Raw genomic sequence first — 26,146 nt, 5'->3', positions numbered from 1 at the left:
TTGTACGTGACCTGAGGGTACTTCTTGAGTACATCCAAACAGCAGTTGAGTGAAAAGGCGGCCACCGGCATCGAAGGTCTTGATGACATTCTTGCCGGCGGGCTATCGCGTAGCCATGTGTTTTTGCTTGAGGGCGAACCCGGCACCGGTAAAACCACCGTGGCCCTGCACTTCCTGCAGGCCGGCGCACAGAACGGCGAACGTTGCTTGTATATCACCCTGTCCGAAACCGAGCACGAATTGCGCCAGGGCGCCAAATCCCACGGCTGGGACCTCGATGACCATATTCATATCTTCGAATTGACCCCACCGGAAAGCCTGCTCAACGCCGAACACCAGCAAAGCCTGCTGTACTCCTCCGACCTGGAGCTGGGCGAAGCCACCCGCCAGATCTTTGAAGTGGTGGAACGGGTCAAGCCAACCCGCGTGGTGGTCGACAGCCTGTCGGAGATCCGCCTGTTGGCGCAAAGCTCCTTGCGCTATCGCCGGCAGATCCTGGCGATCAAGCACTACTTCGTGCGCTATGACGCCACCGTATTACTGCTGGACGACCTGACCACCGAATCCCTGGATAAGACCGTGCACAGCGTGGCCCACGGAGTGATTCGCCTGGAGGAACTGACCCCCAACTACGGTGCCGAGCGTCGTCGCATCCGGGTGGTGAAATACCGGGGCCAGAAATACCGTGGCGGCTTTCACGACTTCACCATTATGGGCGACGGCATTCACGTATTCCCGCGCCTGGTGGCGGCCGAGCATCGCGGCGGTTACAACCGTCAAACCTTGAGCAGCGGTATCGAGGAGTTGGACTCTCTGCTCGGCGGCGGTATCGAGACTGGCTCCAGCAGCTTGATTCTTGGCCCGGCCGGTACGGGCAAGTCGCTGATCTCGATGATCTTCGCCGCTGCTGCCGTGGCCCGTGGCGAAAAAGCTGCGCTGTTCATTTTCGATGAAGAGCTGGGCCTGCTGTTCGAGCGCATGAAGAACATGGGCATCGACCTCGCGGCGTTGCGAGACACCGGCAATCTGCTGATCGAGCAGGTCGACGCCGCCGAACTCTCCCCTGGCGAATTTTCGCACCGGGTGCGCCGCTGCGTGGATGAGCGCGGTATCAAGACCGTGGTCATCGACAGTATCAACGGTTACCAGGCGGCCATGCCCGAAGAGAACGCGCTGATCCTGCATATGCATGAGCTGCTGCTGTACCTCAACCGCCGAGGGGCTGCCACCTTCATGACGGTGGCCCAGCACGGCCTGGTCGGCGACATGCAGACGCCAGTCGATATCACCTACCTGGCCGACACCGTGATCCTGCTGCGTTATTTCGAGGCCCTGGGTAAAGTTCGCCGGGCGATTTCGATCATCAAGAAAAGAACCGGCTCCCATGAGTCCACCATTCGCGAATATCGCATCGGCAGCCGCGGCATGACGGTGGGTGTTCCCCTGGATAACTTCCAGGGTGTGCTGCGGGGCATTCCGACCTATATGGGCGCCGGCTCTCCTTTGCTCAAGGATGAGGGCTAGTGCCGGCCCTATCTCCCGCCTCCGAGCGCGCCATCGTGCTGGCGCCCATGGGCCGCGATGGCTCATTGGCGCTGATGATGCTCAACGAAGCCGGCTACAGCGGGATCGTCGCCAACAGCCTCGCCGCTCTGTGCCAAGAGCTGACGCATGGCGCCGGCCTGCTCATCATTGCGGCTGAGGCACTACGTGGCATCGACCTTGAGCCGTTACTTGAGCTGTTGCACCAGCAGCCGGCTTGGTCCGACCTGCCGATCGTACTGATGACCCAACATGGCGGCAAAGAGCAGAACGGCTCGACCCGGCTGAGCGGCTTGCTGGGTAACGTCACGTTTCTGGAGCGGCCGTTCCATCCCATCACCCTGATCAGCCTGGTCAGCGCCGCCCTGCGCGGTCGGCGGCGCCAATACGAGGCGCGGGACCGCTTGATTGACTTGAGCGAGAGTGAGCTGCGGCTGCAGCGCACCCTGGAAACCCTCGAGCAGCAAGTGGAAGAACGCACCGCCCAACTGCGTCACAACGAAGAGGCCCTGCGCCAATCGCAGAAAATGGAAGCTGTCGGCCAGTTGACCGGCGGTATCGCCCATGACTTCAACAATATGCTCACCGGCATCATTGGGAGCCTGGAACTGCTGCGCCGGCGTGTGGCGCGGGGCAAACTGGATGATCTGGACAGCCTGATCGACCTGGGCGTGACCTCCGCGAACCGCGCCGCCAGCCTTACCCACCGATTGTTGGCGTTCTCCCGTCGACAATCGCTGGATTCCAAGCCCGTGCAGATCAACCAGTTGGTCACGGCCATGGGCGAATTGTTGCAACGCAGCATCAATGAAAGTATCAGCCTGGACATGCGCTTGAGCGAGGTGTTGTGGACGGCCGAAGCCGACCCGAACCAACTCGAAAGCGCCCTGCTCAACCTGGTCATCAATGCGCGCGACGCCATGCCCACCGGTGGCACGCTCAGGGTGGAAACCACCAATCGCCACCTCGACAGCGTGTTCACCGCCGCCTACGGCACCCTGACACCGGGCGATTACGTAGAGCTGAGTGTCAGCGACAACGGTTGCGGCATACCGCAACACCTGATGGGCCGCGTATTCGATCCGTTTTTCACCACCAAACCCATCGGCCAGGGCACCGGGCTGGGGCTGTCGATGATCTACGGCTTCGCTCGTCAGTCGCGTGGGCATGTGACCATCCACAGTGAAGTCAACAAGGGCACGACGGTCAGCTTGTTCCTGCCGCGTTTTATCGGCGAAACCACGGCCCAGGAACCGCTCAACCCGACATTGCTGCCGTTTGCCAATGCAGGGGAAACCGTGTTGATCGTCGAAGATGACCCTGCCGTACGGGTGCTGGTCAGCGCCGTGCTCAAGGAGCTGGGTTATGGGTTTATCGAGGCAGGGGACGCAAACACGGCAGTGTCGATCATTGAGTCCGAACGGCGTATCGACCTGATGATCAGCGATGTCGGTTTACCCGGTATGAATGGTCGGCAATTGGCGGAAATCGGCCGGCAAATTCGCCCTGAACTCAAGGTGTTGTTCATTACCGGGTATGCCGAGCATGCGGCCGTGCGCGGCGGGTTTCTCGACCCTGGCATGCAACTGATCACCAAGCCGTTTACATTCGATTTATTAACCGCCAAAGTCCGGGAGATGATCAAGGCCTAGAGCGGCCGCGCTACGTAATATGGCGTTACGGTTGAGCAGGAAATAGATGGAATCGTTGTGGTTGTTCGCCCACACATGGGGGCGAACAACATGTTACCCACATCGATTAGGAATATTTCTGATGACTGCTATTTCCAATTCACGCGTGCCGGATTTGCATACCCCTCAAACGGCAAAAGCCGATCCACCACCACCTGCCCACATCGAGATCGCGACAGAGCTTCCGGGCCGTGGAGGAAGCCTTCAGCAAAGGGGGGATCGAAAGTTACTCGAGTTCTACACCCAGGACTTGAAAGAATTGTCGGCCGGCAATCAAGACTATCGACAGGCCACTGTTGAACGTATCCCGCCCGATTCGTCCTTCGGGCAGTCGCGTGCGCTGTTGGATAACCTCCTTAAAAGCCCAGCGTTCAAAGACTGGGCCAAGACGAATGACGTCGATCTCTCAAAAGAGATCACGATCAATGTCGACAGCGGTACCATCGGTTTCACCACCCTAAGCGCCAAGCCCCGAAATGCTTTCGACTTCTCACCGGCCAATCCCACTGCCGGAACCCTTGACCTTCAAAGTTTTATGGGTTGGCCGCTGCTCAAGAGCGCTGCGAAAACGCTGGCAGGCTCCGGCAACGTCATAAAGGTTGACCCCGCGACCACCGCGACCAGTGCGAAGATCGCTGAGATCGCCCAGTTTCATGGTCATACCCTGCCTTTTGACAGCGCTCTTTCGCCTGCTGAGCAACAGGCAGCCATCACGCAGTACATCAACAACTGGGAACATAAAGATGACCTGTTCCCTGAAAACTTCAATAAGCCCTCCAAGGAACATCTGGATAGCCAAGCCTCGCAGCTGGGCGATCTGAATAACCGAAATACTGTGATTGCGGAAATAACAAAGGTTGCAGACAGTGTCGTTGAGGGGCTGGAAGACCACGACTCCAAAAATACATTTGCCAATGAAAAAGACCACGCAGAATATAACCTAATTATTAAGCAGAGGATTAACGCTATTCTGGATACGCCCATCCAGATAGATCCTGCGTCGTCCTACTTCAAGGACCGCAATCTGAAACCAGGTGTGGCCGTGACGCTGCGCGACTACCTCGTAGGAAGTGGCCTATCACTTCCGACTAATGAGACTGAGTTAAAGAGCATTGCGCAGGCATTGGCAAGCCCGCCAATTGAAACACCGGCGTATGGTGATCTAGGAGGCGCGCTTTCATGGCCAACGCCGATGAGTAATGTCGATCAGCGTGCACTCATCTCCATGACTAATACGTTTTTGGAAGACCAGCCAGAACGCAACTTGCTCGACTATCTGACGCGCGGTCTTGATCTGGGAGACGACGTGTCGAACGACCGTAGCGGTGCCATCGACCGCATCCTCAAGTCACCCAATGCTGAAATTTTTGCACGTGCAGCCGAACGTGAATTTGGCGAAATTGCATCGCCCGACGTAATCGCCGAATGGGTGTTGACGGCGCTCTACACGTCGATGGATGCACTTGGCGTCAACACGACTGCGCCAGACTCCAGCCGGACCAAAGTTGCAGGATTCGATCTGGCCCACGTTAACCTCTCAGGCAAGAACTCCGCCGAGATACACAATGAGCTGGCTCAGCACTTACTCATAAACAAAATCGCTTCAGTTGAAAACCTGGAGCTTGCCATGGAAATCCTGTTGTCCCGCAAGGCACCGGAACTTCTGGTCAAGGACATACCCGCAGCAGTGGTAAAGGGCACCCACTCCTGGGTAAGTTTTACGACCGCCGTCGCCCGCCTAGAAGCCGAGGCCCCTGGCTCAACCAGCAAAATGACGTATGCGCAGGTCATGATGCGAAATGAGCTGGCACCGATAACGCTGGCAGACAAACTGGTTGAGCAGCAGGCTCAAAACGACGCATTGAAAGATTGGGGTGTGCAGAGCGGCGTGCTGGACTGGAACAGCGCAGATAGCTACTCAGAAGAGGATATGGCGAAGGTACGTGCTGCATTCAAAGACCAAGTGGATCGCTTGAATGAGGCTTCCAATACGTTTGCGAAGAGGCCCCCTAATCTTCATGACATGACAATGGCCTACATAAAAGAGCAGAACCCGCATTTATCGGATGAGCAAATCAGACAAAAAGTGCTGACGCCTAAGGAATCGGTCGTTTTGTCATTTCCAGGCCCCTACTCATTGCTGGATATATTCGTCCACACCGCGCAAATCCACAAGGAAGTCGATTTGCATACCTATACATCCAGCGATAAAAACATTGACCTTAGCACCATTTCCGCTCGGGATTTCCAACACAATTTCGTGAACTCTCATTTTGAAGGTGCGCTGAGGTTGTATCTCGACGCCTCTGAACGAGCCGTGCAATCGCAAGTCAAGTATTTGATATCAAAGCTGCCACTTGAAGATCGAAAAATTATTGAGCATGGGAACATTACCGTCTCTAGAGAACTTGATGTTGTCCGGGGCTACAACAGCGATCCGGTAGGCGTGGAACGCTCTCCCACAAGCATCATTGTACAAAGCGAAATTATAGATAAGAACGGCAATAAACGTATTCATAGTTACGAAATAGATAACGCAAGCAATAGTATTCGAAAGCGTGAGGACCTGAATGATAAAACGCCTGCCACCATCCCTTCCTTACGTGACAACACGACCGGCCGCGTCCGTGCTATAGGTGATAGCGTGCCTCGTACAAGGAGCCTTGTTCCTATCACCCCTGATGGCAACTACCATGAAAACGTCCTCTCGCCCTGGTCTAATAACAGCACCCACAACGCGCCCAACAGTTTCTCCAGCGAAAAGACGCAGTACATTGCTGATGCGATGGTGAAAAAAATTAACATCCGCAGTTACGCAGAAGAACTACGGGGTACTACCACGTTCGATGGTGAAGTACCTTTTTATCAAAAATTAGAAGATTTCCTGTTGGGTCTTATTCCGGGTTACAACGCCATCACCAACTTTATCAAAGGCAATTGGCAAGAAGGCCTCATCGATTTGTCGCTCGATATATTTGGTTTTATCCTGGCCGGCGCCGGCGGGGTCGCACGGGCCGCGGGCACTGGCGTCAGGACGGCCACGTCTACGCTGGGGGGCACCGCGAAAAAGTTGTTGCGTGGCGCAATAGGCGCGCTCAACCCCATAGATGCCCAGGGCCTTCTACTGGCCGGGGCGCAGGAAGGTATCAGTTACTTAGCCAGCCTCGGCCCCACCGGAAATAGCCAACCCCGACTTAAAGTCAACTATGACCCTGTAAAGATATTCAGGAACGTTGAGAACGCCATCGTGGGGAGCGCCAGGATGGAGGGCAGCACGACTAAAATTGCGGCCACTCAGAAAAATGGCAAATGGTATGCACTTGATCCCGTCAGCAAACAGCCCTATGGCCTGCCTTTAAAGGATTTCGTGCCTTCGGCATAAAGGCGGCATCAAGCTGAAAAGAAACGCCCTGCATTAAAAGGTTCTTCTCGGCGTTCGAGAAGAACCTTGGTTATTACGCCAATAACCTCTGGATATGCTCCTGCAGCGTATCCAAATCAAACGGCTTGGCCAAGATCGGCGCATTGCGCGTGATCGGGCTGTGGCAGTCGAGAATCTCCTGCGGGTAACCGCTGATAAAGATTACTTTCAATTCCGGACGCAACTTGATTGCCGGCTCGGCAATCTGCACGCCAGAAATCCCACCCGGCAAGCGGTAATCGGTCACCATCAAGTCCAGGTGCGGCTTGGTCGCAAGGATTTCGAAGGCCTGCTCCCCGTCGATTGCCTTCAAGACCCGGTAACCCAAACCTGCCAGGTACTCGCCCAGCACAAACATAATGGATTCGTCGTCCTCGACGATCAGTACGACATCTTGTGCATCTTCACTCATGGGAAGCCTTTGTCCGGTCAATTGCTGCAGTTACGACCATGGGGTCACGCAGAGGTTGCGTTGGGGTGACGATTGATTTCACTCGGCCACCTCAAGGGGCAGGCATACGCGAAACAGCGCGCCCTCGCCTATCTGGCTCTCGACCTCAATGGTACCGCCATGGGCAGCCACGATCTGTTCGGAAATAAACAGGCCCAGCCCCAGGCCGGCGGCGGAGTGGTTGGCGGAAACCCGTTCGAACTGCTGAAAAATACGCTTCTGGTTCTCCTCGCTGATACCAATGCCATGGTCGCGCACCTCTACCCGCGCTTCGCCATGTTCGGTATACACCCGCACCTGCACCGGGCTCTTGGCCCCGTAGCGCAGTGCGTTGGTCAGCAGGTTGGTGATCACCTGCTCGATGCGGAACTCATCCCAACAGCCTTCCACCGGGCTCTCGGCCTGCAATTGCATGGACGACTCGGCGGCGGCCACTTGCGGCGCGAAGTTATCGACCAGGTTGCGCACCAGTTGCGCCAAGTCGATGGGTGCCGGGCGAATCGACAGTTTGCCGGTGCGGATACGCGACACGTCGAGCATGTCCTCGATCAGGCGGATCAGGCTCTGGATCTGGCGCTCATCGCGGTCAACCATGGCGTGCATCTTGTCCAGGGTAAATGCCGCCGCATTGTCTCGGGCCAGGTGCATCTTGCGCAGTTGAGTCTCCAGGATCAGCCCGTTGAGGGGCGTACGCACTTCGTGGGCGACAATCGACATGAAGTCGTCACGCATGCGCACCGCTTGTTCCAGCTCGGCCTGGGTGGCCTGCAGACGCGTGAGCAACAGCTCCTGCTCACGACGGCTGCGCTCCAGTTCCTCGACTTGCAGCTTCATCGCCTTGCTTTGGCGATACAGGTCGACGAACACATTGACCTTGCTCTTGACCGCATGGATATCCAAAGGCTTGTGCAGGAAGTCCACCGCGCCGCTTTCATAACCCTTGAAGGCGTAGTTGAGTTCGCGGCCAGCGGCGCTGACGAACACGATGGGGATGTTCTTGGTCTTTTCGGTGCCGCGCATCAGTTCGGCCAGTTCGAAACCGTTCATGCCGGGCATCTGCACGTCGAGGATCGCCATGGCGAATTCATGTTCCAGCAACAGGGACAACGCCTCGTCGGCACTCAATGCCTTGAAGACCTGGCGATCCTCACGCTTGATCAGCGCCTCGAGGGCCAGCAGGTTTTCTGGCAGATCGTCGACGATCAGCAGTTTGGCCTGGACAGTACTTAACATGGGAAAGGTTCCAGGGAAGCCAGCAATGAGCCGATTCGGCTCAAGGAAAGAATATGGTCTGGTGTGTGCAAGGCCAGGGCCGCCAGGGGCATGACGGCAATGCGCGCCTCTTGTGGGTCCTGCACGATGGTAATGCCACCCGATTGCTTGACGTGGGCCAGCCCGCTTGCGCCGTCCTGGTTGGCGCCGGTCAACAAAATGGCGAGCAGGCGCGGCCCATATACATCGGCCGCCGAGGAAAACAGGTAGTCGATGGCGGGCCGGGAGTGGTGCACCCGGTCTTCCTGGCTCAGGGACAGGCTGCGGTCCTGTTCTACCGACAGGTGATAACCGGGCCCGGCAAAGTACAAGGTGCCCGCCTCCAGCGCTTCTTTGTCCCTCGCTTCCTTGACCGGGATGTTCAGGCGCCGCGCAAAGACTTCTGCCAGTTGGCTGCGGCGCTCGTCCGGCAGGTGCAGCACGGCAACGATCGGCAGGCCGAAGCTGCTCGGCAGTTGGCCGAAAATACTCAGCAACGCCTCGACGCCGCCGGCGGAAGCGCCGACGACGATGGCTTCGATCCCAAGAATCGGGGTGTCTGGCGCGTCGCTCATGATTTGCGGTAGATCCGTTCCTGCTTGACCAAGGGCTCGAATTGCTTGCTATAGGCGGAAAAATCCAGGGTTTCCTTGCTGCCCAGCACCAAAAAGCCGCGATGACACAGCGACTCATGAAACAAGCCAAACGCTCGATCTTGCAATTTTTTATTGAAATAAATCAATACGTTACGACATGAAATTAATTGAGTTTCTGAAAATACGCTGTCGGTCGCCAGGCTGTGATCGGCGAAGGTTACGTTCTCGCGCAATGTCTTGTCGAAGATCGCGTAATCGTAAGCCGCTGTGTAGTAGTCGGCAAATGAACGTTGCCCGCCGGCCTGCTGATAATTGGCGGTATAGGCACGCACGTTATCCAGGGAAAAGATGCCCTGCTTGGCTTTTTCCAGCGACGCCGGGTTGATGTCGGTGGCGTAGATGATGGTGCGTTCCAGCAAGCCTTCTTCACGCAGCAGGATGGCCATGGAGTACACCTCCTCGCCCGTGCTGCAGCCAGCGATCCAGATCTTGATCGACGGGTAGGTCTTGAGCAACGGCACCACTTCCTGGCGAATCGCCAAAAAGTGCGACGGGTCGCGAAACATCTCGCTCACCGGGATGGTCAAGAACTGCAGCAACTGCATGAACGCCGACGGGTCGTGCAACACGCGCTCTTGCAGTGCAGAAATGGTCGCGCAGTCGAACTGGCGCAAGGCATGGGCCACCCGGCGTTTGACCGACGCGCCCGAGTAGTCGCGAAAGTCATAGCTGTACTTGAGGTAAATCGCCTCGATCAACAGGCGCAGCTCAATATCGCTGCTCTTATCCAAGAAACACTGCTCCACTTAAATGCGTTCCATCTTCGGTAGCCATACGCGAATCAGTGAGAACAGGCGGTCCAGGTCAATCGGCTTGGCCAGGTAATCGTTTGAGCCTGCTGCCAGGCAACGTTCCTGATCGTCCTTCATGGCCTTGGCCGTCACGGCAATGATTGGCAGTTTTTTCCAGCGTGGGTCCTGACGGATCAAGGCCGTGGCCTCGTAACCGTCCATCTCCGGCATCATTACGTCCATCAGCACCAGGTCGATATCGTCCACTTCATTGAGTTTGTCGATGGCCTCCTGGCCGTTACGCCCGATCACCACCACCGCGCCTTTGTGCTCCAGGGCGCTGGTCAGGGCGAAGATATTGCGCACATCGTCGTCCACCAGCAGGATTTTGCGCCCTTCGAAGACTTTGTCGCGGCTGCGGGCGGTCTTGAGCATCTTCTGGCGGTCATGGGACAACTGCGATTCGACTTTGTGCAGAAACAGCGTGACTTCGTCCAACAAGCGCTCAGGGGAGCGCGCGCCCTTGATGATGATCGAACGCGAATACTTGCGTAGCTCGGCTTCTTCATCACGGGTCAGGTTGCGTCCGGTGTATACGATCACCGGTGGGAACGAGCAGATATCCTCGGTGGCCATGCGCTTGAGCAACTCGTTGCCGAGCATGTCCGGCAGCTTGAGGTCGATGATCATGCAGTCGTAGATAGTGCTGCGCAGCAGGTCGAGGGCCTCCTGGGCAAAGCCTACGGCGGTGATCTCGATGTCATCGTCGCCGATCAGGCGGGCAATGCTGTCGCGCTGCAGGTCATCGTCCTCCACCAGCAGGATGCGCTTGACCTTCTGGGTCAACTTGGCTTCCAGGCGCGCGAACACGTCCTTGAGCTCTTCGCGGGTGGTGGGCTTGACTGCATAACCGATGGCGCCCATGTGCATGGCGGCTTCGACGCGGTCTTCCACGGAAATCACGTGCACCGGGATGTGGCGCGTGTTGGCGTGTTCCTTGAGGCGCTGCAGCACGGTCAGCCCGGAATGGTCGGGCAGGCGCATGTCCAGCAGGATCGCATCGGGGATGTATTGCTCGGCAAGGCTGTAGCCCTCGTCGGCGCCGTGGGCGACCAGGCAGTGGTAACCCAGCTCGTGGGCGAGGTCGAACAGAATGCGCGCAAAATTCGGCTCGTCTTCCACCACCAGGATGCAACGGGTGCTGAACGGTGCTTTTTCGCGGTCGTCGGCAAAGCGTGGGATCAGCTTGGCGTCGGCCACCGGCAATGGCGACACCTTGACGGGCGCCGGTGCCGGCGCGACCACCACTTGGCGCGGGGGCTCGATGGGCGCCGCGTCCTCGTCGCGTTCAACATATTGTTCCGGCAACACCAGCGTGAAAATACTGCCTTTGCCCGGCTCGCTGGTCACGCTGATATAGCCGCCCAGCAAGGTGGCCAGGTCACGGGAAATCGACAAGCCCAAGCCCGTACCGCCGTAACGGCGGTTGGTGGTGCCGTCGGCCTGGCGGAAGGCTTCGAAAATGCTTTCCTGTTGGTCCGGGGCGATACCAATGCCGGAATCGCGCACCGTGAAGGCAATGCCCTCCCCCGGCGCACGGGACACCGCCAAGCTGACCTCGCCCTGTTCAGTGAACTTGATGGCGTTGGACAACAGGTTCTTGAGAATCTGCTCCAGACGCTGGCGATCGGTAAACAGCAGGGTTGGCGAGCCTTGCTGCACGTCCACCTGGAAGCCCAGCTTGCGGTCCATTGCCAGCGGCTCGAACATACCGCGCAGGCCATCCACCAGGCGCTCGACGCTGGCGTTTTCCGGGCGTACTTCCAGCTTGCCGGCTTCGACCTTGGAAATATCCAGGATGTCGTTGATCAGGTTGAGCAAATCATTGCCGGCCGAATAGATCGACTCGGCAAACTTGACCTGCTCGGCACTGAGGTTTTCCTGGGGGTTATCTGCCAGCAGTTTGGCCAGGATCAGCGAGCTGTTCAGCGGTGTACGCAGCTCGTGGGACATGTTGGCGAGGAATTCGGACTTGTACTTGCTGGAACGCTGCAGCTCATCGGCGCGGTCTTCCAGCTCCAGTTGGGCCTGGTTCAGTTCGATGTTCTTGCGGTCCATGGCGTCGCGCTGTTCGGCCAGGGTCTGGGTCTGTTCGGCCAGTTGCTCGTTGGTCTGCTCAAGTTCAGCCTGCTGGGTTTCCAGGTGGGCCTGGGACTCCTTGAGGATGCGCGACTGTTCTTCCAACTCTTCGTTGGCGGTCTTGAGTTCTTCCTGCTGCACTTGCAGCTCTTCGTTGAGCTGCTGGGTCTCGGCCAACACTTCCTGCAAGCGCTGGCGATAGCGTGCGGCTTCGATGGAGGTGCCGATATTACCGGCGATCAGTTCCAGCAGTTCAATATCACGCTCATCCAGTGGGCGCAGGAAACCCAACTCGACCACGCCATTGACACGGTCGTCATCGCTGGTAGGCACTACCAATACGCTACGGGTCGCGCCCTCGCCCAGTCCCGAGCTGACCTTGAAGTAATCCACCGGCACATCGTCCAGGCGAATCAGGCGATCGCGCTGGGCGGCCTGGCCAACGATGCCTTCATCGCTGTAGATCGACTGTTCCTGTTGTTCCTGCTCGCGGGAAAAGCCATACGTGGCCACGCGCTTGAGGCCGCCGTGTTCTTCGCGCACATACAGTGCGGCGACGGCCGAACCCATGTACTGGGCGAAGAACTGCAGGATATTGCGCCCCAGCATGTTCAGGGTCAGTTGGCCCAGCACTTGTTCGGCCAGTTCGGTCTGGCCATTGCGCAGCCAGGCGGTTTGCTCCAGGCGCCGTGCAATCTTCTGTTGTGACGCGAGGTTTGCACTGTAACTCTTTGAAAGTGAAATTAAATTCTTCCTGCCGATGTAGGCCAGAAAGCCACTCAACCCCAGTACAAACACCAGGTACAACGTGACACTGATCACCGTCGTACGGGTGACTTCTGCGTTACGGGTGATACGGAACTGTTGTTCCATCGCCACCGCGTCTTCGTATTCCTTGCGGATCTCATCAGTGAGCCGCTTGCCCCGGCCCGCCTTGACAGCGCCCCGGTAATCGCCGCTGTTGCGCTGCAGTTCAATCATCGACTGCGCGTAGTTGTTCCATTCGGTTTGCAAGGTTTCCAAGCGCTTGAGTCGGTCGACCTGCTGCGGGTTGTCGGCTACCAGGTCTTGCAGATTGCGCAGGTCGGCAATGATCCGCGGCTTGGCGACTTCGTACGGGTCAAGGAAATGCTCGTCACCGGTGATCAGGAAGCCGCGCATACCTGTTTCCAGGTCAACCGTCAGTTTGGACGTCTCATTGAGGTTGTTAATGACGCGGTCGGTGTGCTCCACCCACTGGATAACCGAAAGCAAATAGGTAATCAGGCAGACGAAAAACACCGCGCTGAGCACGCCCACGCCCAAGGGCAAGGCCACGTTTCGGCTCAGCAGGGTACGGAAGCTTTTTTCATCGACGGACGACGCGGGTGTCATGGGCATGCCTTGGCCAAATGCGGAAAAACCGCAAGTTTGCCCGAATAACATTGCTCAACGCTATGTTTGTGCGTTGATTGGCAGCGATAACCTCAATGCTCGAGGCTTTGCAGCACTGATCCCTTACGGTTAGTCGTGCAACCTAAAGTACCTTGAAACAGTTCCCACCGCTGCAAATCAGCGAGTGGGGAACCTGGCCACTGGGCATTCCCACACACCAGTGCGCCTTTGGAACAGGGAGAGTTCGTAGGCAGGCGTATTCTTCTTTCTGAGCCAGGTACCTTATATGTCGTTCACCTTGGAACGTAACCACTCTAATCCTTTCATTAACCTGCCACAGCCGACACCCATAACCAGCACACCGTATACCCCTCCCCCTAAACCGCAGCCCCACGATGTGTTCTCAGCCACCCCTGACGTCCAAAGTTCCAATCTGAACGAGCAACTGGGCGGCCGTCAAAACTTGAAGCGCCTTGGCGATGCCCTGGCCGGGATCGCTCAGCGCCTGGGCCAGGATGCCCCCGCTCATGAAGTGCTAGCGGCGCTCAAGGCAACCCCGATGGATGTACACCCGGACTCGGCGACTTACGCGGTAACAGGTGCCCGCACCACACTGGAATCGTTCATCAAAGGCATCGGGCTGCCATTGCCGGACAGTCATTTCAAAGTCTGCGGTCTGTCTGTCGCGGTGATTGATCGTTCTCAAGTGCACCCGCTGGGCAACCTGGAAGGCGCACTAGGCTGGCCGGTGCCAATGAGCGCCGATGAGCAGGAGCGTTTGCGCAACTTCACCCTGAACTACGCAGCTACGCCTGATGAACCCACCGTCAAGGAAACCGGATCGCTGCTGGAGTATTTGTGCAGGCATACGCCGCTATCGCCCGAGGTGCTGGCCGACCCGGTCAAAACGCTGAATGCGCTGGTCAGCTCTACCCAAGCCCAGGCGCTGGGCAAGCACTTGCAGGAAAGCATGCAGCATGTCGCCACAGACAGCAGCGCCATGGACCATCTTTTGGCAGCGATGACGTTGCAACTGGACCCCCAGTCCATCACTGAGACCAACCGCAACCTGTTGGCTGGCTTCGATCTTGGCCACGAACACCACTGGGGCCAAACCGCTGGGAAAGTGGTAGACAACTTGGGCAAACACTTGGTGGCCAACGGCAAGACCAGCCCTGATATGGCAGCGGCGGCAGCATACGTATTGTTGGCATCCCGGGCGCCGGTGTTTTTGATCAAAGACATTCCTAAAACCGTGACCTACGGCAGCCCGGCCTGGGTCAACCTGACCGTTGCCGCAGCAACCATTGAAGCCCAGACCCCCGGCCGGGTTGCGAGCATGACATTCGCACAGGTCATGCTCGAGGCCGAGAGTGCAAGCCTGGCCGACCGGTCAGTCACTCACGATGCGCAACGCGAAGCCCTGATCGACTGGGGCGTTGTGAATCGTGTGTTGGACAAGAAAGCCGACCACCTCTACACCGCAGAAGAGCTGGCTGCCCTTATGGGCGAGTTCGAAGCACGCAACTCAGCGATGGCTTCGGCAAATGACGTCTTCGAGAAAGACCTGCCCTCTCGTGCGCTGAAAGCCGACATCGTACTCAAAGAGCGCTTTCCCGACTTGGAAGCGATATACGACAAAAGGTTGATTCACGTGTCGCATGAGCGGCGCAGGCCGTGGGGCGACCTTTATTATGAGCCCGGCCCGGTCGGCCCGCACTCACTCAGGGATATCGTGATGATGGACTTGAAAGGGCCACTTCATTACGAGAGTAAAGACCCGCAGGTTCCTGTAGACAAACTGAACGCGACCTCCACCTTTGGCGTGCGTGAATCGTTCAATCAGGAATTCAAGGCGGCCATTAAGGAAAAGAAAGTTGCGATGAACACTGCCATAAGGCACTTGATCGCGCAGTTGCCCTTGGTAGACAGGCAGAATTTAGAGTTAGGCAAGATCACCTTTTTTCAAGAACAAGCCACAACCTTGAGCACAGAACTCTTTCCGTTCTTTCGTAACAAAGTCCACCCCAAAAAAGAGCCGTTGTTATTACGCGTCGAACGCGATGGCAAGGCGGTTGCTTATGAAATCAGCTTCGCGGAGGGCTCGATTCGGAGCTTTTACCACAGTAAAGCGGAGCCCGGAACGAGACGAAATGGCAACGTAACCTACGAAACCAAGGTATTCAAACCTTCCAACGGTGCCGACGCGCTTGGCAAGGAACAGCGACCGACAGACAACGCCGTGCCTGACAGCTTCAATTCTGCCCGCAGTCAACTCATTGCCGATGCGTTTGTAGAACACACCAACTTTGATGATGAGGCCATTCTGGAACGGGCACGGGGCCTTACGTACGACGACAAGAATAACAAACGGTCCAAAGTGTTCGAAGGTTTTCTGTTGGACATGGTGCCGTTTTATTCCGCGATCAAAAATTTTAGCCACGGCAATGTCGGCGCAGGCGCGGTTGACCTGGGGCTGGATGTGTTCGGATTCCTGACGGCAGGTGTTGCGACGGCCGGAAAGGTTATCAAGATTGCAGGCACCGCAGCCTCAATTGCAAGCAAGGGTGCGCGGGTAGCCAAGGTGATCGGCATGGCGACTTTCAGCGCACTGAACCCGTTGGGAGGGCTGGGCGACGCAGCGGTAGGTGGGGTACGGTTGGCCGGCAAGGGCCTTCAGTTTCTTGGAAACAAAGGCGCCAAGATCGTGAATGCAGTACGCGGGGCTACGGGCAGCTATGATGTGCTCAAGGCCGTGAGCAAGGAGCACGGCACCGCACTGATCGGCACTTATACCTCCGCAAATCGCAGTAGTCATACCGTCGCCGTATTAAAAAACAATCAGTGGCATCACTATGACCCGGTGAAAAACCGCGTATACGGGCCGCCGATCAGGGATTTTACCCCGTTGGGTGCGCCGGGACTTCTGATTGACCGCGCCCACGGTTCCAATAACGCGGCTTTTCGGCATATCCTGACCCGCGCCCAATCGCCAGCGAATGCTGTTGCCTATCAGCGAGGTTTAACTCAGGGCGTTCCTCATAGCCTGCCGGGCTATGACGCCAATGTATCCTCCAACCATCTCTTGCGTATTGCGCTAAATAATCATTTGAGCCCTGAACAACTGGGCGCCCTTGTCAAGGAACTCACCGCGCGCAGAATCGAGGAGGCCAAGGCCGTATCAGCAGTTCTCAAACATGACGTGTATAAGCCTGATGTGCATTTTACCCCTGTATCGCAGATCGATTATCTCGCACGTACTGACATAACATCCAGCGGCCATTGCGCAGGTTTATCCAACCTCATGGCCTTGGCGATCATGCTCGGTAAAGAAGACGAGTTGATGAATAACCTTTACCGAGCGGCGAGAAACCCGGGAGACACAAAAGCGGCTGAGTTTATTCAGGAGATGCAGAACTTTCAGCGCGTCGTGGGAGACCGATCGGCGTTTCACATGGGCAAAACCTTCAAGCAGCAAAGTCATCTCGAAATCATCGACGAACTGACCAACTCCCCAACGTCAAAAACCATCCGAATCGCGACCAAGGACCATGCAATGATCGCGGGAATAAAAGTTGAAGGAGGCGTAACAAGCTGGTTTTTCTACGACCCCAATGGCGGGCTGGCTAAATTCACGACGTTGCAATCAATGCAGGAGGGCATGGAGAAAGCACTCAACAGTGGCGGACATGCAGCGAGTTTAAATCCGCACAAAACGGGTAAGGGAGGCAGTTTCTATGAAACCAGTGATTTTTCCGCCAGCGATATGGACACGGTGAACGACGTTTACAAAGAGCTGTTGGACGCCGCACTGTAAAGGTTTTACAGCGCGCCTAAGAATGTTGGCGCGCTTGTTTTCCAGCGAACGCTCATAGGGTTTCGCCCGCGTGTGAGACTTTATCCCGCACAATGATCACAATAGGCACCTTTTGTGGGAACTTGCCAGGAAGCGCAACACTCACTAGTAAGCAGTCAGTCAATCCCATAGCCCCGTACGCTCTCCATTTTTCAGGAATATCCCTTATGCCCTCCACCTCCACCATCCTTGTAGTCGAAGACGACGCCATCGTGCGCATGCTGATCGTCGATGTCCTCGAAGAGTTGGAGTTCCAGGTGCTCGAAGCCGCTGATGCTGGGCAAGCATTGACGGTGGTGCAAGATACCGCCCAGGTCATCGACCTGATGATGACCGACGTCGGCCTGCCCGACATGGACGGCAAACAACTGGCAACCAAAGTGCGCGAACTGCGCGCCACCCTGCCGATTCTGTTTGCCAGCGGCTATGCCGAAAACATTGACGTGCCTGCCGGCATGCAGGTGATTGCCAAGCCGTTCTCGATCGATCAGTTGCGCGACAAAGTCAAATCCATGCTTTAACGCCCCTCCCGCCATCGTCCTTTGCAGAGATTAACGTGACGTGCGCCCAATAAAACAGGAAACTCAGCGCCTTCACGCCACGCTCTCAGATAGCACTCAGGAAGGACGCAACAACATGATTGGAAAACCGACGCGCCTGCTGTTGGCGAGCCTCTCGATTTTCATGAGCTCCGGCGCCTGGGCTGACTTCACCGCAAGCCCCAGCGAAGCCCGGGCCATCGCCAAGGAAGCCTACCTGTACGGCTTCCCCGTGGTGCAGATGTACAAAACGCTCTACACCCAGGCCGTGGATAAAGGCGGCGCCCACTTCAAGGCGCCGTTCAACCGTATAGACAACAACGCCCAGGTGCTCACCCCCAAGGACAATGCAGTTACCACCCCTAACGTCGACACGCCCTACTCATTCGTGTGGATGGACCTGCGTAAAGAGCCGCTGGTGCTGACCCTGCCCAAGGTCGAAGACAACCGCTACTACTCGGTGCAGTTGATCGACCTCTATACGCAGAATTTCGCCTACTTGGGCACCCGCAGTACCGGCAATAACGGCGGCCACTACATGATTGCCGGGCCAGACTGGAAAGGTCAGCAGCCGGTGGACATCGACCGTGTGATCTACAGCGAAAGCAACATCGCCTACGCTCTTTACCGCACGCAGCTGTTTGATGACAAAGACCTGGGCAAGGTCAAGCAGATCCAGAACGGCTACAAGGTGCAGGCGCTGAGCAGCTATGTGAAACAACCGGCCCCCGCCAACGTGCCGAAGATCCAATGGCCCAAGCCGATGGCAACCATGACCGAAGGCCCGCAGCTGTTTCGCTACCTGAACTTCATGCTGGCCTTCGCCGCGCCTCAGGACAGCGAAAAAGACCTGCTGGCGCGCTTCGCCAAGATCGGTATCGCCCCAGGCGCGCCGTTCAAGGTGAACCAGTTGACCGCCGAGCAGCGCAAGGCCCTGGAAGACGGCATCGCCGATGGCCGCGCCGAATTCGCCGCGTTCAAGAAGGCCAAGGTCGACACCCACCAAGTGACCAGCGCAGAGCTGTACGGCAGCCGCGACCACCTGCAAAACAACTACCTGTACCGCTACGCCGGTGCCGAGCTGGGCCTGTTCGGCCACTCCAGTGATGAAGCGGCGCACCAAAGCTACCTTATCGACAGCGAGGGCAAGCCGGCCAATGGTGCCCGCCACAGCTACACCGTGCATTTTGCCAAGGACCAGTTGCCGCCGACCGATGCGTTCTGGTCGCTGACGATGTACGACGCCAAGACTAAATGGCTGGTGCCCAACCACAAGAAGCGCTATGTGATCAACTCGCAGATGCTGCCGGCGCTCAAATTCGACGCCGACGGTGGCCTGACCCTGGCATTGCAACACCACGAACCGCCCAAGGCTGAGCAGAGCAACTGGTTGCCAGCCCCGCCCGGCCCGTTCTACGCGGTATTGCGCATTTACCTGCCCAAGCCTGAAGTCGCTAGCGGCCAGTGGAAGCTGCCAGCGTTGACGCCGCTTAAATAAGCTCGGCGAATAAAAAAAGCGCGGCGGGTGATTACCCGCCGCGCTTTTTTTGACTCAGTGTTTTTTCAGTTTCACGTAAGACTGGTGCAGGTCCGACGCCCAACCGTCAATGACGCTTTTCACATCGTCGGCCTTCATGACCTGAGAATCATTGGCCAGCGGCTTGCCGGTGCCTTTGCGCACCACTTGGGCCAGCACTTTATGAGTGCTGCCATCGAGAAACTGCGCCTCGGTGCCCAGAGTGGTTTCCTGATCGCGAATGCCGGTGCCGGTGCTCACTGCCGCGGCCACCAGGGCGACGGGAATAAATTCATAAGGCTTGAGGCTTTCGGTCTTGCTGCTCACCGCGGTAATCGCCGCCCTTACCACGATCACCCCAGGGCCTGGGGCATTGGCCACGGGCAGTGACTGGGCCAGCTCGCGCTTGAGCGCCTGGTTGTAATAGTCGTTGATGCCGCGCAGCGTACTCTCGGGAATCCGGGAGGTGGCCTGGGGCTTGGGGTAGAACTGGGTGGGCTCGATGTACACCGCCGTGTAGCGGCTCAGGTCCAGCTGTGGATCGACCCAGCGCATCACCTCGGCCCCCGACGGTGACTTGGCTTCCTTGAGTTGGCTGTAGTTGGAAAGAAACCCTGAATACTCATCCGGCTGCACCACCTTGCTGGCGCAACCGGCCATACCGAGCGAAGCGACGCACAGTGTGCCGATCATTAACCTGAATTTCATTATTGAACTCCCTGGCGACCATCATCGTAAGAACGAGTGGTAGGTATAGCCAATGTTGAGGCATCGCACCTTATTTAGCGCCGGATATTGATCAGAAGTGATCGTTGATCAAGGTTATTTGAACTGCTCCGGTGAATTGGCTGGTAACTGCGTATGACTGATCCGCCTGCAGTGGGTAAGGTGAAGCCACACTTTTTGTCCGGAGCATCACATGCGCACCATCGGCCTTATCGGCGGCATGAGCTGGGAGTCCAGCGCCGAGTATTACCGCCTTATCAACCAGCGCGTGCGCGACCAGCTCGGCGCGCTGCGTTCGGCGCAAGTGTTGATGTACAGCGTGGATTTCGGCCCGGTGGAACAGGCTCAGCATGCCGGGCGTTGGGACGATACCGCGCTGATCCTGGAAGATGCCGCGCGACGCTTGCAGGCCGGGGGCGCTGATTGTGTGGTGCTGTGTACCAACACCATGCATTTAGTGGCGCCGCGCATTGAGGCGGCGGTGTCGATCCCCTTTCTGCATATTGCCGATGCCACTGCGGCTGCGGCCCTGGAGGCCGGGACCTTGACGGTGGGCTTGCTGGGTACCGCGTTCACCATGGAGCAGGACTTCCTTAAATCGCGCCTCGCTGCCCAGGGGCTCACGGTGCTGGTGCCAGACGCGGATGAACGCAAGGCGGTGCACCGCATCATCTATGAAGAGTTGTGCGTGGGCGTCATCAGTGACGCCTCGCGCCAGGTGTATCAGCGGGCGATCCAGGCACTCGCCGCGCGCGGTGCCCAGGCGATCATCCTCGGCTGCACGGAAATCTGCCTGCTGATCCAGCCCGAACACAGCGCCTTGCCGCTGCTGGACACCACCGCGCTGCATGCGCAGGCCGCTGTGGAGTTTGCGTTAGCGGGCATTGGACAGTGATTTTTGGGGGCAAGGCCGGCGCAGATCAGCCAGCCCCTTTCACTGCACGCTGATCATCAAAAAAAGCTTTCCTGCCATCCACCCGCTCAGACGCCCTCGGCACATTCACGCCCTGGCCTTCCGGCTTTTCCACATACCAATAGCAATGGCTGACCGCCCGGGTAATCCCCACATAGGCCAGGCGCAATACTTCGTCTCTCTGCGCATTGTCATAAGGCTCGCTGTCGCCATCCTTGCCCAAGCCGGCCATACGATAGACCTGGTTCTTGTACGGCGAGCTGGTGACATGCTGACAATCGCCCAGCAAAAACACCGCATCCGCCTGCAGGCCCTTGGCACTGTGATAAGTCAGCTGTTTGAGCCTGCGCGCCTGTGGCGCCAAGCTAGAATCCACATTAACTACAGACTTAATATGCTCTTGAATCAATAGCTTATCGCTACTTTTTCGATAAAGCATCAGGATCGAATCGCCCCGCTGATAATGCTCCAGCAACCGCTGCCCCAGCGCCGCGTCGTCACGTTCCAACACCGTGACGGGCACCAATGCCTTGGGCTCGCCACTGGCCTTGGCCTTCTTGCCCGGGATGGCCGGCGCGCTGCGTACGATATGTTCGGCGGCGTCGATGATGTGCTGGTGGCTGCGGTAGTTTTCCCCCAGCATCACGCGGGTAGTGCTGGGCGAAACAAACTCCTTGTTGAACTCCATGAAGTACTTGGGCGAACTGCCGCGCCAGCCATAGATCGATTGCCAGTCATCCCCCACGCACAGCAACGACGAGCGTTGCGCGCCGCGCCCGACATGCATGGCCGGCCCGCGGCTGCGGATTTCCCGCAGGCTGGCGCGGAGCCAGGACACGATCTGCGGCGACACGTCCTGGAACTCATCGATCATCAGGTGCGACATCGGCCGCAACAGCGGATCACTCAGCAGCTTGAGGTTCTCCGGGGTGTTTTCGCCAAACAGGGAGAACATCCGGTTGTAGGTCATGATCGGCGGCGACTGTTCCAGCAGGTGATCTTCCAGGGCCTTCCAGAAAATGCTCAGGGCCTCGAAGAACAGCCGGTCCGGCTCGTCCTTGGCGAAGCTCATCTGGCCAATCGCCGTAGGCACATCCAAGCCAAGGTTCTCGATAAACCCGGCCGCCATGACAAAACTGTCCAACAGGGGCGCCGAAGCGAGTTCGCCTTTGACCTTGTAATCAAAGCCCGGCCCGGCAGTGGCCTCGCCGCCCAGGCTGCTCAAAAGGCGCTTGGAAGATTCGTAATTATCGATCCATATCAGAGGCTTATTACAGAAAGCTTGAAACAAGGTGCGTTTTACCGCCCATTCGGCCCGCACCGAGAGTTTCGAGTTCGGCCGACTGATCTGCGGGTTTTCGCGCCCATCGAACCCCAGCACCACCCAGGCATCCAGCTCCGGGATATAGCCGTGGCAATGAAATTGCGCGCCGTTGATTTCAAACGTCTGACGGCTGGGTTCGATGCCTTTGATCGGCCAGGCACCGGCACGAAACCACAGGTCTTCGATCACATCACAGAGTTCTTCATCGCGCTTGGCCGCCAATTCGGTCACCGCCATGCGCTTTTGCACGTCCGGATGATCGCGCTCCAGCTCCTTGAGCTGAAGGCCATGGCGGGCCAAGGGGGCAATTAACTCGCGAAAACGCTGATGGCGGCCATACAAGCGGTGATAACAGGCGTTCATCTGCTGGCGCTGGGCATCGCTGATACGCAGGTCGAAGGCGTTGCTGTCGGCGTCTTCAAAACCACCGTTGAGGTTCTCAAAGGCCTGCAGCCGCTCAAAACCCGGCAGGCTGCGCACCATCGGCAAGATGCGCGAATGAAAAGTACGCACCACCGCCTGGGCTTCTTTGCTGCCAAGGGGTTCGCCCCACAGGCTGAGTATTTCCATGAGCTTGTTGATGAAGTCCTTGCGCGACTCGCGGGTGAACGTCACCACCGTCATGGAACTCAGCTCAAAGCCCAGGTAATGGCTGAGCAGCAGGATGCGCAGCACCAAGGACGTCGACTTGCCGGCGCCTGCGCCCGCAATCACCGAGGTCGAGGGCGTGTCGCTGAAGATCATCTTCCATTGCGCCGCACTTGGCTGCGCATGGGCTGGCAGCAGCCGCGCGACATCGGCCTTCATGCGTTTCTTCACCTCTGCGGTGAGCGGCAATCGCCAATCGTCGAACAGGCTGTCATCGACGCCTGGCGCACGGTGCTCATCGGGGCGAAAGTCACGAATCAACAGGACCTGACGGCCCTCCTCAATGCCATCGGCCTTGCCCTCGCGGTAGCCGTATTCAACACCCGCCTCATGCCCACTGCGAAAGCCGTCCGCCTGGCCGTGCAACCAGGAAAACCGATGCTGCGCACGCAAACGGGTGAGGCCATGGCCGAACAGGCGAGCGGCAAGCCGCTTCAACAGCGGCATTTCAGCCAAGGGGCGCAGTTCGGGGGGTAGATCAGGCTGTTGTTGCGACACGCGGACTCCTGCGGTGAGCTTGTTTTGACCAGGCCGTCATGGTCGCCGGAAACGCCGCTCAGTTCCAGCCAAATGCTTTGCTGTCATGCACTTAAGCGATGAAGTGAAAGTGAACACCGGGATAAACCATCGAACAAACAGATAATAATCCGGCAGTTTTTACGCTTTTTCTCGATCATGCGCTGCTGGATGATAGGCCCATCAACAGGAGACGATCATGCTTGAACTTCGACCTTTCACCAGCCTGGGCGGCGCCCACCATGGCTGGCTTGACGCTCATCACCACTTTTCCTTTGCCGAATACCACGACCCCCAGCGCATGCACTGGGGCAACCTGCGGGTGTGGAACGACGACATCATCGCCCCCGGCAGCGGCTTTCCCCAGCACCCGCACCGCGACATGGAAATCATCACCTATGTGCGCGAAGGCGCCATCAGCCATGCCGACAACCTGGGTAACCAAGGCCGCACCGAAGCCGGCGATGTGCAGGTAATGAGCGCAGGCACCGGCATTGCCCACAGCGAGTACAACCTGGAGGCCACGCCGACCAAAATCTTCCAGATCTGGATCATCCCCAATGAGGCCGGCTTGCCGCCATCCTGGGGTGCCAAGCCGTTTCCACAAGGCGACCGCGAGGGCTTTGTAACGCTGGCCAGCGGCAAGGCTGGCGACAGTGAAAGCTTGCGGATTCGTGCGGATGCACGCTTGGTGGCCGCGAACCTGAAGGCCGGGGAAAGCGCGGAGTACCGGTTGGACAGCGGTCGCCGTGCCTATCTGGTGCCAGCCACGGGCGTGATTGACGTCAATGGTGTGCGGGCACAGGCGCGAGACGGTGTGGCGGTTGAGGATGAGCAGGTGCTGCGGGTGACGGCGATTGAAGACAGCGAAATCGTGCTGGTGGACCTGGCCTGATCATGTAGGAGCGAGCTTGCTCGCGAAGAACTCACCGGCACCGCGTTCACTCAGGAAGCACGCGTTATCGTTGACGTTTTTCGCGAGCAAGCTCGCTCCTACATACAATGTCAGTTATTGGCTGATCGCGCCGTCTACCAACACCTGCGCCTCTTCCACCAGTTGCTTGAGGTGTTCTTCACCGATAAAGCTTTCGGCGTAGATCTTGTAGATATCCTCAGTGCCCGAGGGCCGTGCGGCAAACCAGCCGTTGTCGGTCATGACTTTCAAACCGCCAATCGCCTGATTGTTGCCCGGCGCATGGCTGAGGATCTGTTGAATGCTCTCCCCGGCCAACTGCGTGGACGTCACCTGCTCCGGCGACAGTTTGCCCAGCAGGGCTTTTTGCGCTGGGGTGGCCTTGGCATCCACGCGAATGGCGAACGGCTCACCGAGGGCATCGGTCAGGCCACGGTAGATCTGGCTCGGGTCCTGGCCTTTGCGCGAGGTCATTTCTGCGGCCAGCAAGGCCGGGATCAGGCCGTCCTTATCGGTGCTCCAAACGCTGCCATCTTTGCGCAGGAACGAGGCGCCGGCGCTTTCTTCGCCGCCAAACCCCAACGAACCTTCGAACAAGCCATCGGCAAACCATTTGAAGCCCACTGGCACTTCGTACAGGCGACGGCCGATGCGCGCCGCGACGCGGTCGATCAGGCCGCTGCTGACCACGGTCTTGCCCACGGCCGCGTCGGCGCGCCAGTCCGGGCGGTTCTGGAACAGGTAGTCGATGGACACCGCCAGGTAGTTGTTGGGCGCCAGCAAACCACCGGAAGGCGTGACGATGCCGTGGCGGTCGTGGTCCGGGTCACAGGCAAAGGCAACGTCGAAACGCTCCTTGAGCCCGATCAGGCTTTGCATGGCGTAGCTGGAAGACGGGTCCATGCGAATCTGGCCGTCCCAGTCGACGCTCATGAAGCGGAAGGTTGCGTCGACCTCGGTATTCACCACGTCCAGGTTCAAGCGGTAGTGCTCGGCAATCGCCGACCAGTAGCGCACCCCTGCTCCGCCCAGCGGGTCGACGCCCAAGCGCAGGTCGGCGCTGCGGATGGCATCCATGTCGATCACATTGATCAGGTCAGCCACATAGCTGTTGAGGTAGTCATGACGATGGGTGGTGTCTGCCTTGAGCGCCTGGGCGTGCGTGATGCGCTTGACGCCGGCCAGCTTGTTGGCCAGCAGCTCGTTGGCCTTGGCTTCGATCCACTTGGTGACGTGGGTATCGGCCGGGCCACCGTTAGGCGGGTTGTACTTGTAGCCGCCACTTTGCGGCGGGTTGTGGGACGGTGTAATCACAATGCCGTCTGCCAGGCCGCTGGTACGGCCACGGTTGTAGCAAATGATGGCGTGGGAAATCGCCGGTGTCGGCGTGTACTCATCGCCCTCAGCCAGCATCACGTGCACGCCATTGGCCGCCAGTACTTCCAACGCACTGGCACCGGCTGGCGTCGACAATGCATGGGTATCCAGGCCGACAAACAATGGGCCAGTAATGCCCTGCGCTTCGCGGTACAGGCAGATGGCCTGGCTGATAGCCAGCACATGCCACTCGTTGAAACTCAGTTCGAACGAACTGCCACGGTGCCCGGAGGTACCAAAAGCCACGCGCTGAGTGGAGATCGCTGCATCAGGCTGGCCGGTGTAGTAGGCCGTGACCAGTCGCGGGATATCCACCAGCAACTGGGCTGACGCCGGTTTGCCCGCAAAAGGACTGATAGTCATGCATAAACCTCGATAAAGAAGGATTTCGGAAAAAATGACAGTTTACTGAGAGTTGGACTACTGCGCGACGGTATCGATCCGACAGCCTGAAGAGAAATTTCGGATAATTTAGGTGAGGATATGCACTCGGCCTGACAGCCTGACCGGCTGTCAGGCCAGCTCCCACATTGGATCGTTGTAGGAGCGAGCTTGCTCGCGA

At 57.9% G+C, this 26,146-nt stretch carries 16 protein-coding genes; 8 read left to right on the top strand and 8 right to left on the bottom strand.

Annotation, left to right across the window (positions count from 1 at the left end):
- Nucleotides 1-24 precede the first annotated feature (24 nt).
- The 3 genes from HU731_RS01505 to HU731_RS01495 all read left to right on the top strand — a co-directional run bounded on the left by HU731_RS01505 (nt 25) and on the right by HU731_RS01495 (nt 6,615).
- Nucleotides 25-1,524, top strand: coding sequence for an ATPase domain-containing protein (locus HU731_RS01505; RefSeq protein WP_186608157.1), 1,500 nt, complete (start codon nt 25-27; stop codon nt 1,522-1,524).
- The gene (locus HU731_RS01500) at nt 1,524-3,194 is read left to right on the top strand and encodes an ATP-binding protein (RefSeq protein ID WP_186608158.1); all 1,671 of its coding nucleotides are present in this window, start codon (nt 1,524-1,526) and stop codon (nt 3,192-3,194) included. The genes HU731_RS01505 and HU731_RS01500 overlap by 1 nt, the downstream gene beginning before the upstream one ends.
- A gap of 121 nt (nt 3,195-3,315) precedes the next feature.
- Nucleotides 3,316-6,615: a hypothetical protein gene (locus tag HU731_RS01495; RefSeq protein ID WP_186608159.1), complete on the top strand. Its 3,300-nt coding sequence runs from the start codon at nt 3,316-3,318 to the stop codon at nt 6,613-6,615.
- Nucleotides 6,616-6,688: 73 nt separating this feature from the next.
- Here HU731_RS01495 and HU731_RS01490 read toward each other — a convergent pair whose 3' ends face one another.
- The 5 genes from HU731_RS01490 to HU731_RS01470 form a co-directional block, all read right to left on the bottom strand.
- On the bottom strand, nt 6,689-7,066 hold the full coding sequence (locus tag HU731_RS01490; protein WP_032897270.1) for a response regulator: 378 nt from the start codon (nt 7,064-7,066) through the stop codon (nt 6,689-6,691).
- Nucleotides 7,067-7,144: 78 nt separating this feature from the next.
- Complete coding sequence (locus tag HU731_RS01485; RefSeq protein WP_047710888.1) at nt 7,145-8,338, bottom strand: hybrid sensor histidine kinase/response regulator; 1,194 nt, start codon at nt 8,336-8,338, stop codon at nt 7,145-7,147.
- The gene (locus HU731_RS01480; protein WP_186608160.1) at nt 8,332-8,931 is read right to left on the bottom strand and encodes a chemotaxis protein CheB; all 600 of its coding nucleotides are present in this window, start codon (nt 8,929-8,931) and stop codon (nt 8,332-8,334) included. The genes HU731_RS01485 and HU731_RS01480 overlap by 7 nt, the downstream gene beginning before the upstream one ends.
- Nucleotides 8,928-9,758, bottom strand: a complete 831-nt coding sequence (locus tag HU731_RS01475; RefSeq protein WP_437180727.1) for a CheR family methyltransferase — start codon at nt 9,756-9,758, stop codon at nt 8,928-8,930. Before HU731_RS01475 ends, HU731_RS01480 begins: the two co-directional genes overlap by 4 nt.
- Entirely contained in the window at nt 9,759-13,256 is a 3,498-nt protein-coding gene (locus HU731_RS01470) for a response regulator (RefSeq protein WP_186608162.1), read from the bottom strand.
- A 286-nt stretch (nt 13,257-13,542) separates the two neighbouring features.
- Between HU731_RS01470 and HU731_RS01465 the strand changes: the two genes are divergently transcribed.
- The 3 genes from HU731_RS01465 to HU731_RS01455 all read left to right on the top strand — a co-directional run bounded on the left by HU731_RS01465 (nt 13,543) and on the right by HU731_RS01455 (nt 19,149).
- Complete coding sequence (locus HU731_RS01465; protein WP_225931556.1) at nt 13,543-17,073, top strand: Mcf1 protease effector domain-containing protein; 3,531 nt, start codon at nt 13,543-13,545, stop codon at nt 17,071-17,073.
- A 206-nt stretch (nt 17,074-17,279) separates the two neighbouring features.
- Nucleotides 17,280-17,633, top strand: a complete 354-nt coding sequence (locus HU731_RS01460) for a response regulator (protein WP_186608163.1) — start codon at nt 17,280-17,282, stop codon at nt 17,631-17,633.
- 115 nt (nt 17,634-17,748) lie between these two features.
- Nucleotides 17,749-19,149: a DUF1254 domain-containing protein gene (locus tag HU731_RS01455; protein ID WP_186608164.1), complete on the top strand. Its 1,401-nt coding sequence runs from the start codon at nt 17,749-17,751 to the stop codon at nt 19,147-19,149.
- A 54-nt stretch (nt 19,150-19,203) separates the two neighbouring features.
- Here HU731_RS01455 and HU731_RS01450 read toward each other — a convergent pair whose 3' ends face one another.
- Nucleotides 19,204-19,875 (bottom strand): DUF3313 domain-containing protein, encoded by a 672-nt coding sequence (locus HU731_RS01450; protein ID WP_186608165.1) that lies wholly within the window; start codon nt 19,873-19,875, stop codon nt 19,204-19,206.
- Between the two features lie 211 nt (nt 19,876-20,086).
- On the opposite strand from HU731_RS01450, the gene HU731_RS01445 reads away from it, so the two are divergent.
- Nucleotides 20,087-20,788 (top strand): aspartate/glutamate racemase family protein, encoded by a 702-nt coding sequence (locus tag HU731_RS01445; RefSeq protein WP_186608166.1) that lies wholly within the window; start codon nt 20,087-20,089, stop codon nt 20,786-20,788.
- A 25-nt stretch (nt 20,789-20,813) separates the two neighbouring features.
- On the opposite strand, the gene HU731_RS01440 is transcribed toward HU731_RS01445, so the two are convergent.
- Entirely contained in the window at nt 20,814-23,276 is a 2,463-nt protein-coding gene (locus tag HU731_RS01440) for a UvrD-helicase domain-containing protein (protein ID WP_186608167.1), read from the bottom strand.
- Nucleotides 23,277-23,493: 217 nt separating this feature from the next.
- On the opposite strand from HU731_RS01440, the gene HU731_RS01435 reads away from it, so the two are divergent.
- Nucleotides 23,494-24,189: a pirin family protein gene (locus tag HU731_RS01435; RefSeq protein ID WP_186608168.1), complete on the top strand. Its 696-nt coding sequence runs from the start codon at nt 23,494-23,496 to the stop codon at nt 24,187-24,189.
- Nucleotides 24,190-24,303: 114 nt separating this feature from the next.
- Here the strand turns inward: HU731_RS01435 and pgm are convergent, their stop codons facing one another.
- Nucleotides 24,304-25,947, bottom strand: coding sequence for a phosphoglucomutase (alpha-D-glucose-1,6-bisphosphate-dependent) (pgm, locus tag HU731_RS01430; protein WP_186608169.1), 1,644 nt, complete (start codon nt 25,945-25,947; stop codon nt 24,304-24,306).
- Nucleotides 25,948-26,146: the final 199 nt, after the last annotated feature.

The sequence above is a fragment of the Pseudomonas salmasensis genome, assembly GCF_014268375.2.
Lineage (GTDB): Bacteria > Pseudomonadota > Gammaproteobacteria > Pseudomonadales > Pseudomonadaceae > Aquipseudomonas > Aquipseudomonas salmasensis.
The sequence above is the reverse complement of the archived record's forward strand: the minus strand, read 5'-3'. Positions and strand labels throughout refer to the sequence as shown.

Bases quoted from the DNA above. Each gene is read 5' to 3' on its own strand.
- HU731_RS01495 (WP_186608159.1), top strand. From the start codon at position 3,316: ATGACTGCTATTTCCAATTCACGCGTGCCGGATTTGCATACCCCTCAA.
- HU731_RS01490 (WP_032897270.1), bottom strand. From the start codon at position 7,066: ATGAGTGAAGATGCACAAGATGTCGTACTGATCGTCGAGGACGACGAA.
- HU731_RS01485 (WP_047710888.1), bottom strand. From the start codon at position 8,338: ATGTTAAGTACTGTCCAGGCCAAACTGCTGATCGTCGACGATCTGCCA.
- HU731_RS01480 (WP_186608160.1), bottom strand. From the start codon at position 8,931: ATGAGCGACGCGCCAGACACCCCGATTCTTGGGATCGAAGCCATCGTC.
- HU731_RS01470 (WP_186608162.1), bottom strand. From the start codon at position 13,256: ATGACACCCGCGTCGTCCGTCGATGAAAAAAGCTTCCGTACCCTGCTG.
- HU731_RS01465 (WP_225931556.1), top strand. From the start codon at position 13,543: ATGTCGTTCACCTTGGAACGTAACCACTCTAATCCTTTCATTAACCTG.
- HU731_RS01460 (WP_186608163.1), top strand. From the start codon at position 17,280: ATGCCCTCCACCTCCACCATCCTTGTAGTCGAAGACGACGCCATCGTG.
- HU731_RS01455 (WP_186608164.1), top strand. From the start codon at position 17,749: ATGATTGGAAAACCGACGCGCCTGCTGTTGGCGAGCCTCTCGATTTTC.
- HU731_RS01450 (WP_186608165.1), bottom strand. From the start codon at position 19,875: ATGAAATTCAGGTTAATGATCGGCACACTGTGCGTCGCTTCGCTCGGT.
- HU731_RS01445 (WP_186608166.1), top strand. From the start codon at position 20,087: ATGCGCACCATCGGCCTTATCGGCGGCATGAGCTGGGAGTCCAGCGCC.
- HU731_RS01435 (WP_186608168.1), top strand. From the start codon at position 23,494: ATGCTTGAACTTCGACCTTTCACCAGCCTGGGCGGCGCCCACCATGGC.
- pgm (WP_186608169.1), bottom strand. From the start codon at position 25,947: ATGACTATCAGTCCTTTTGCGGGCAAACCGGCGTCAGCCCAGTTGCTG.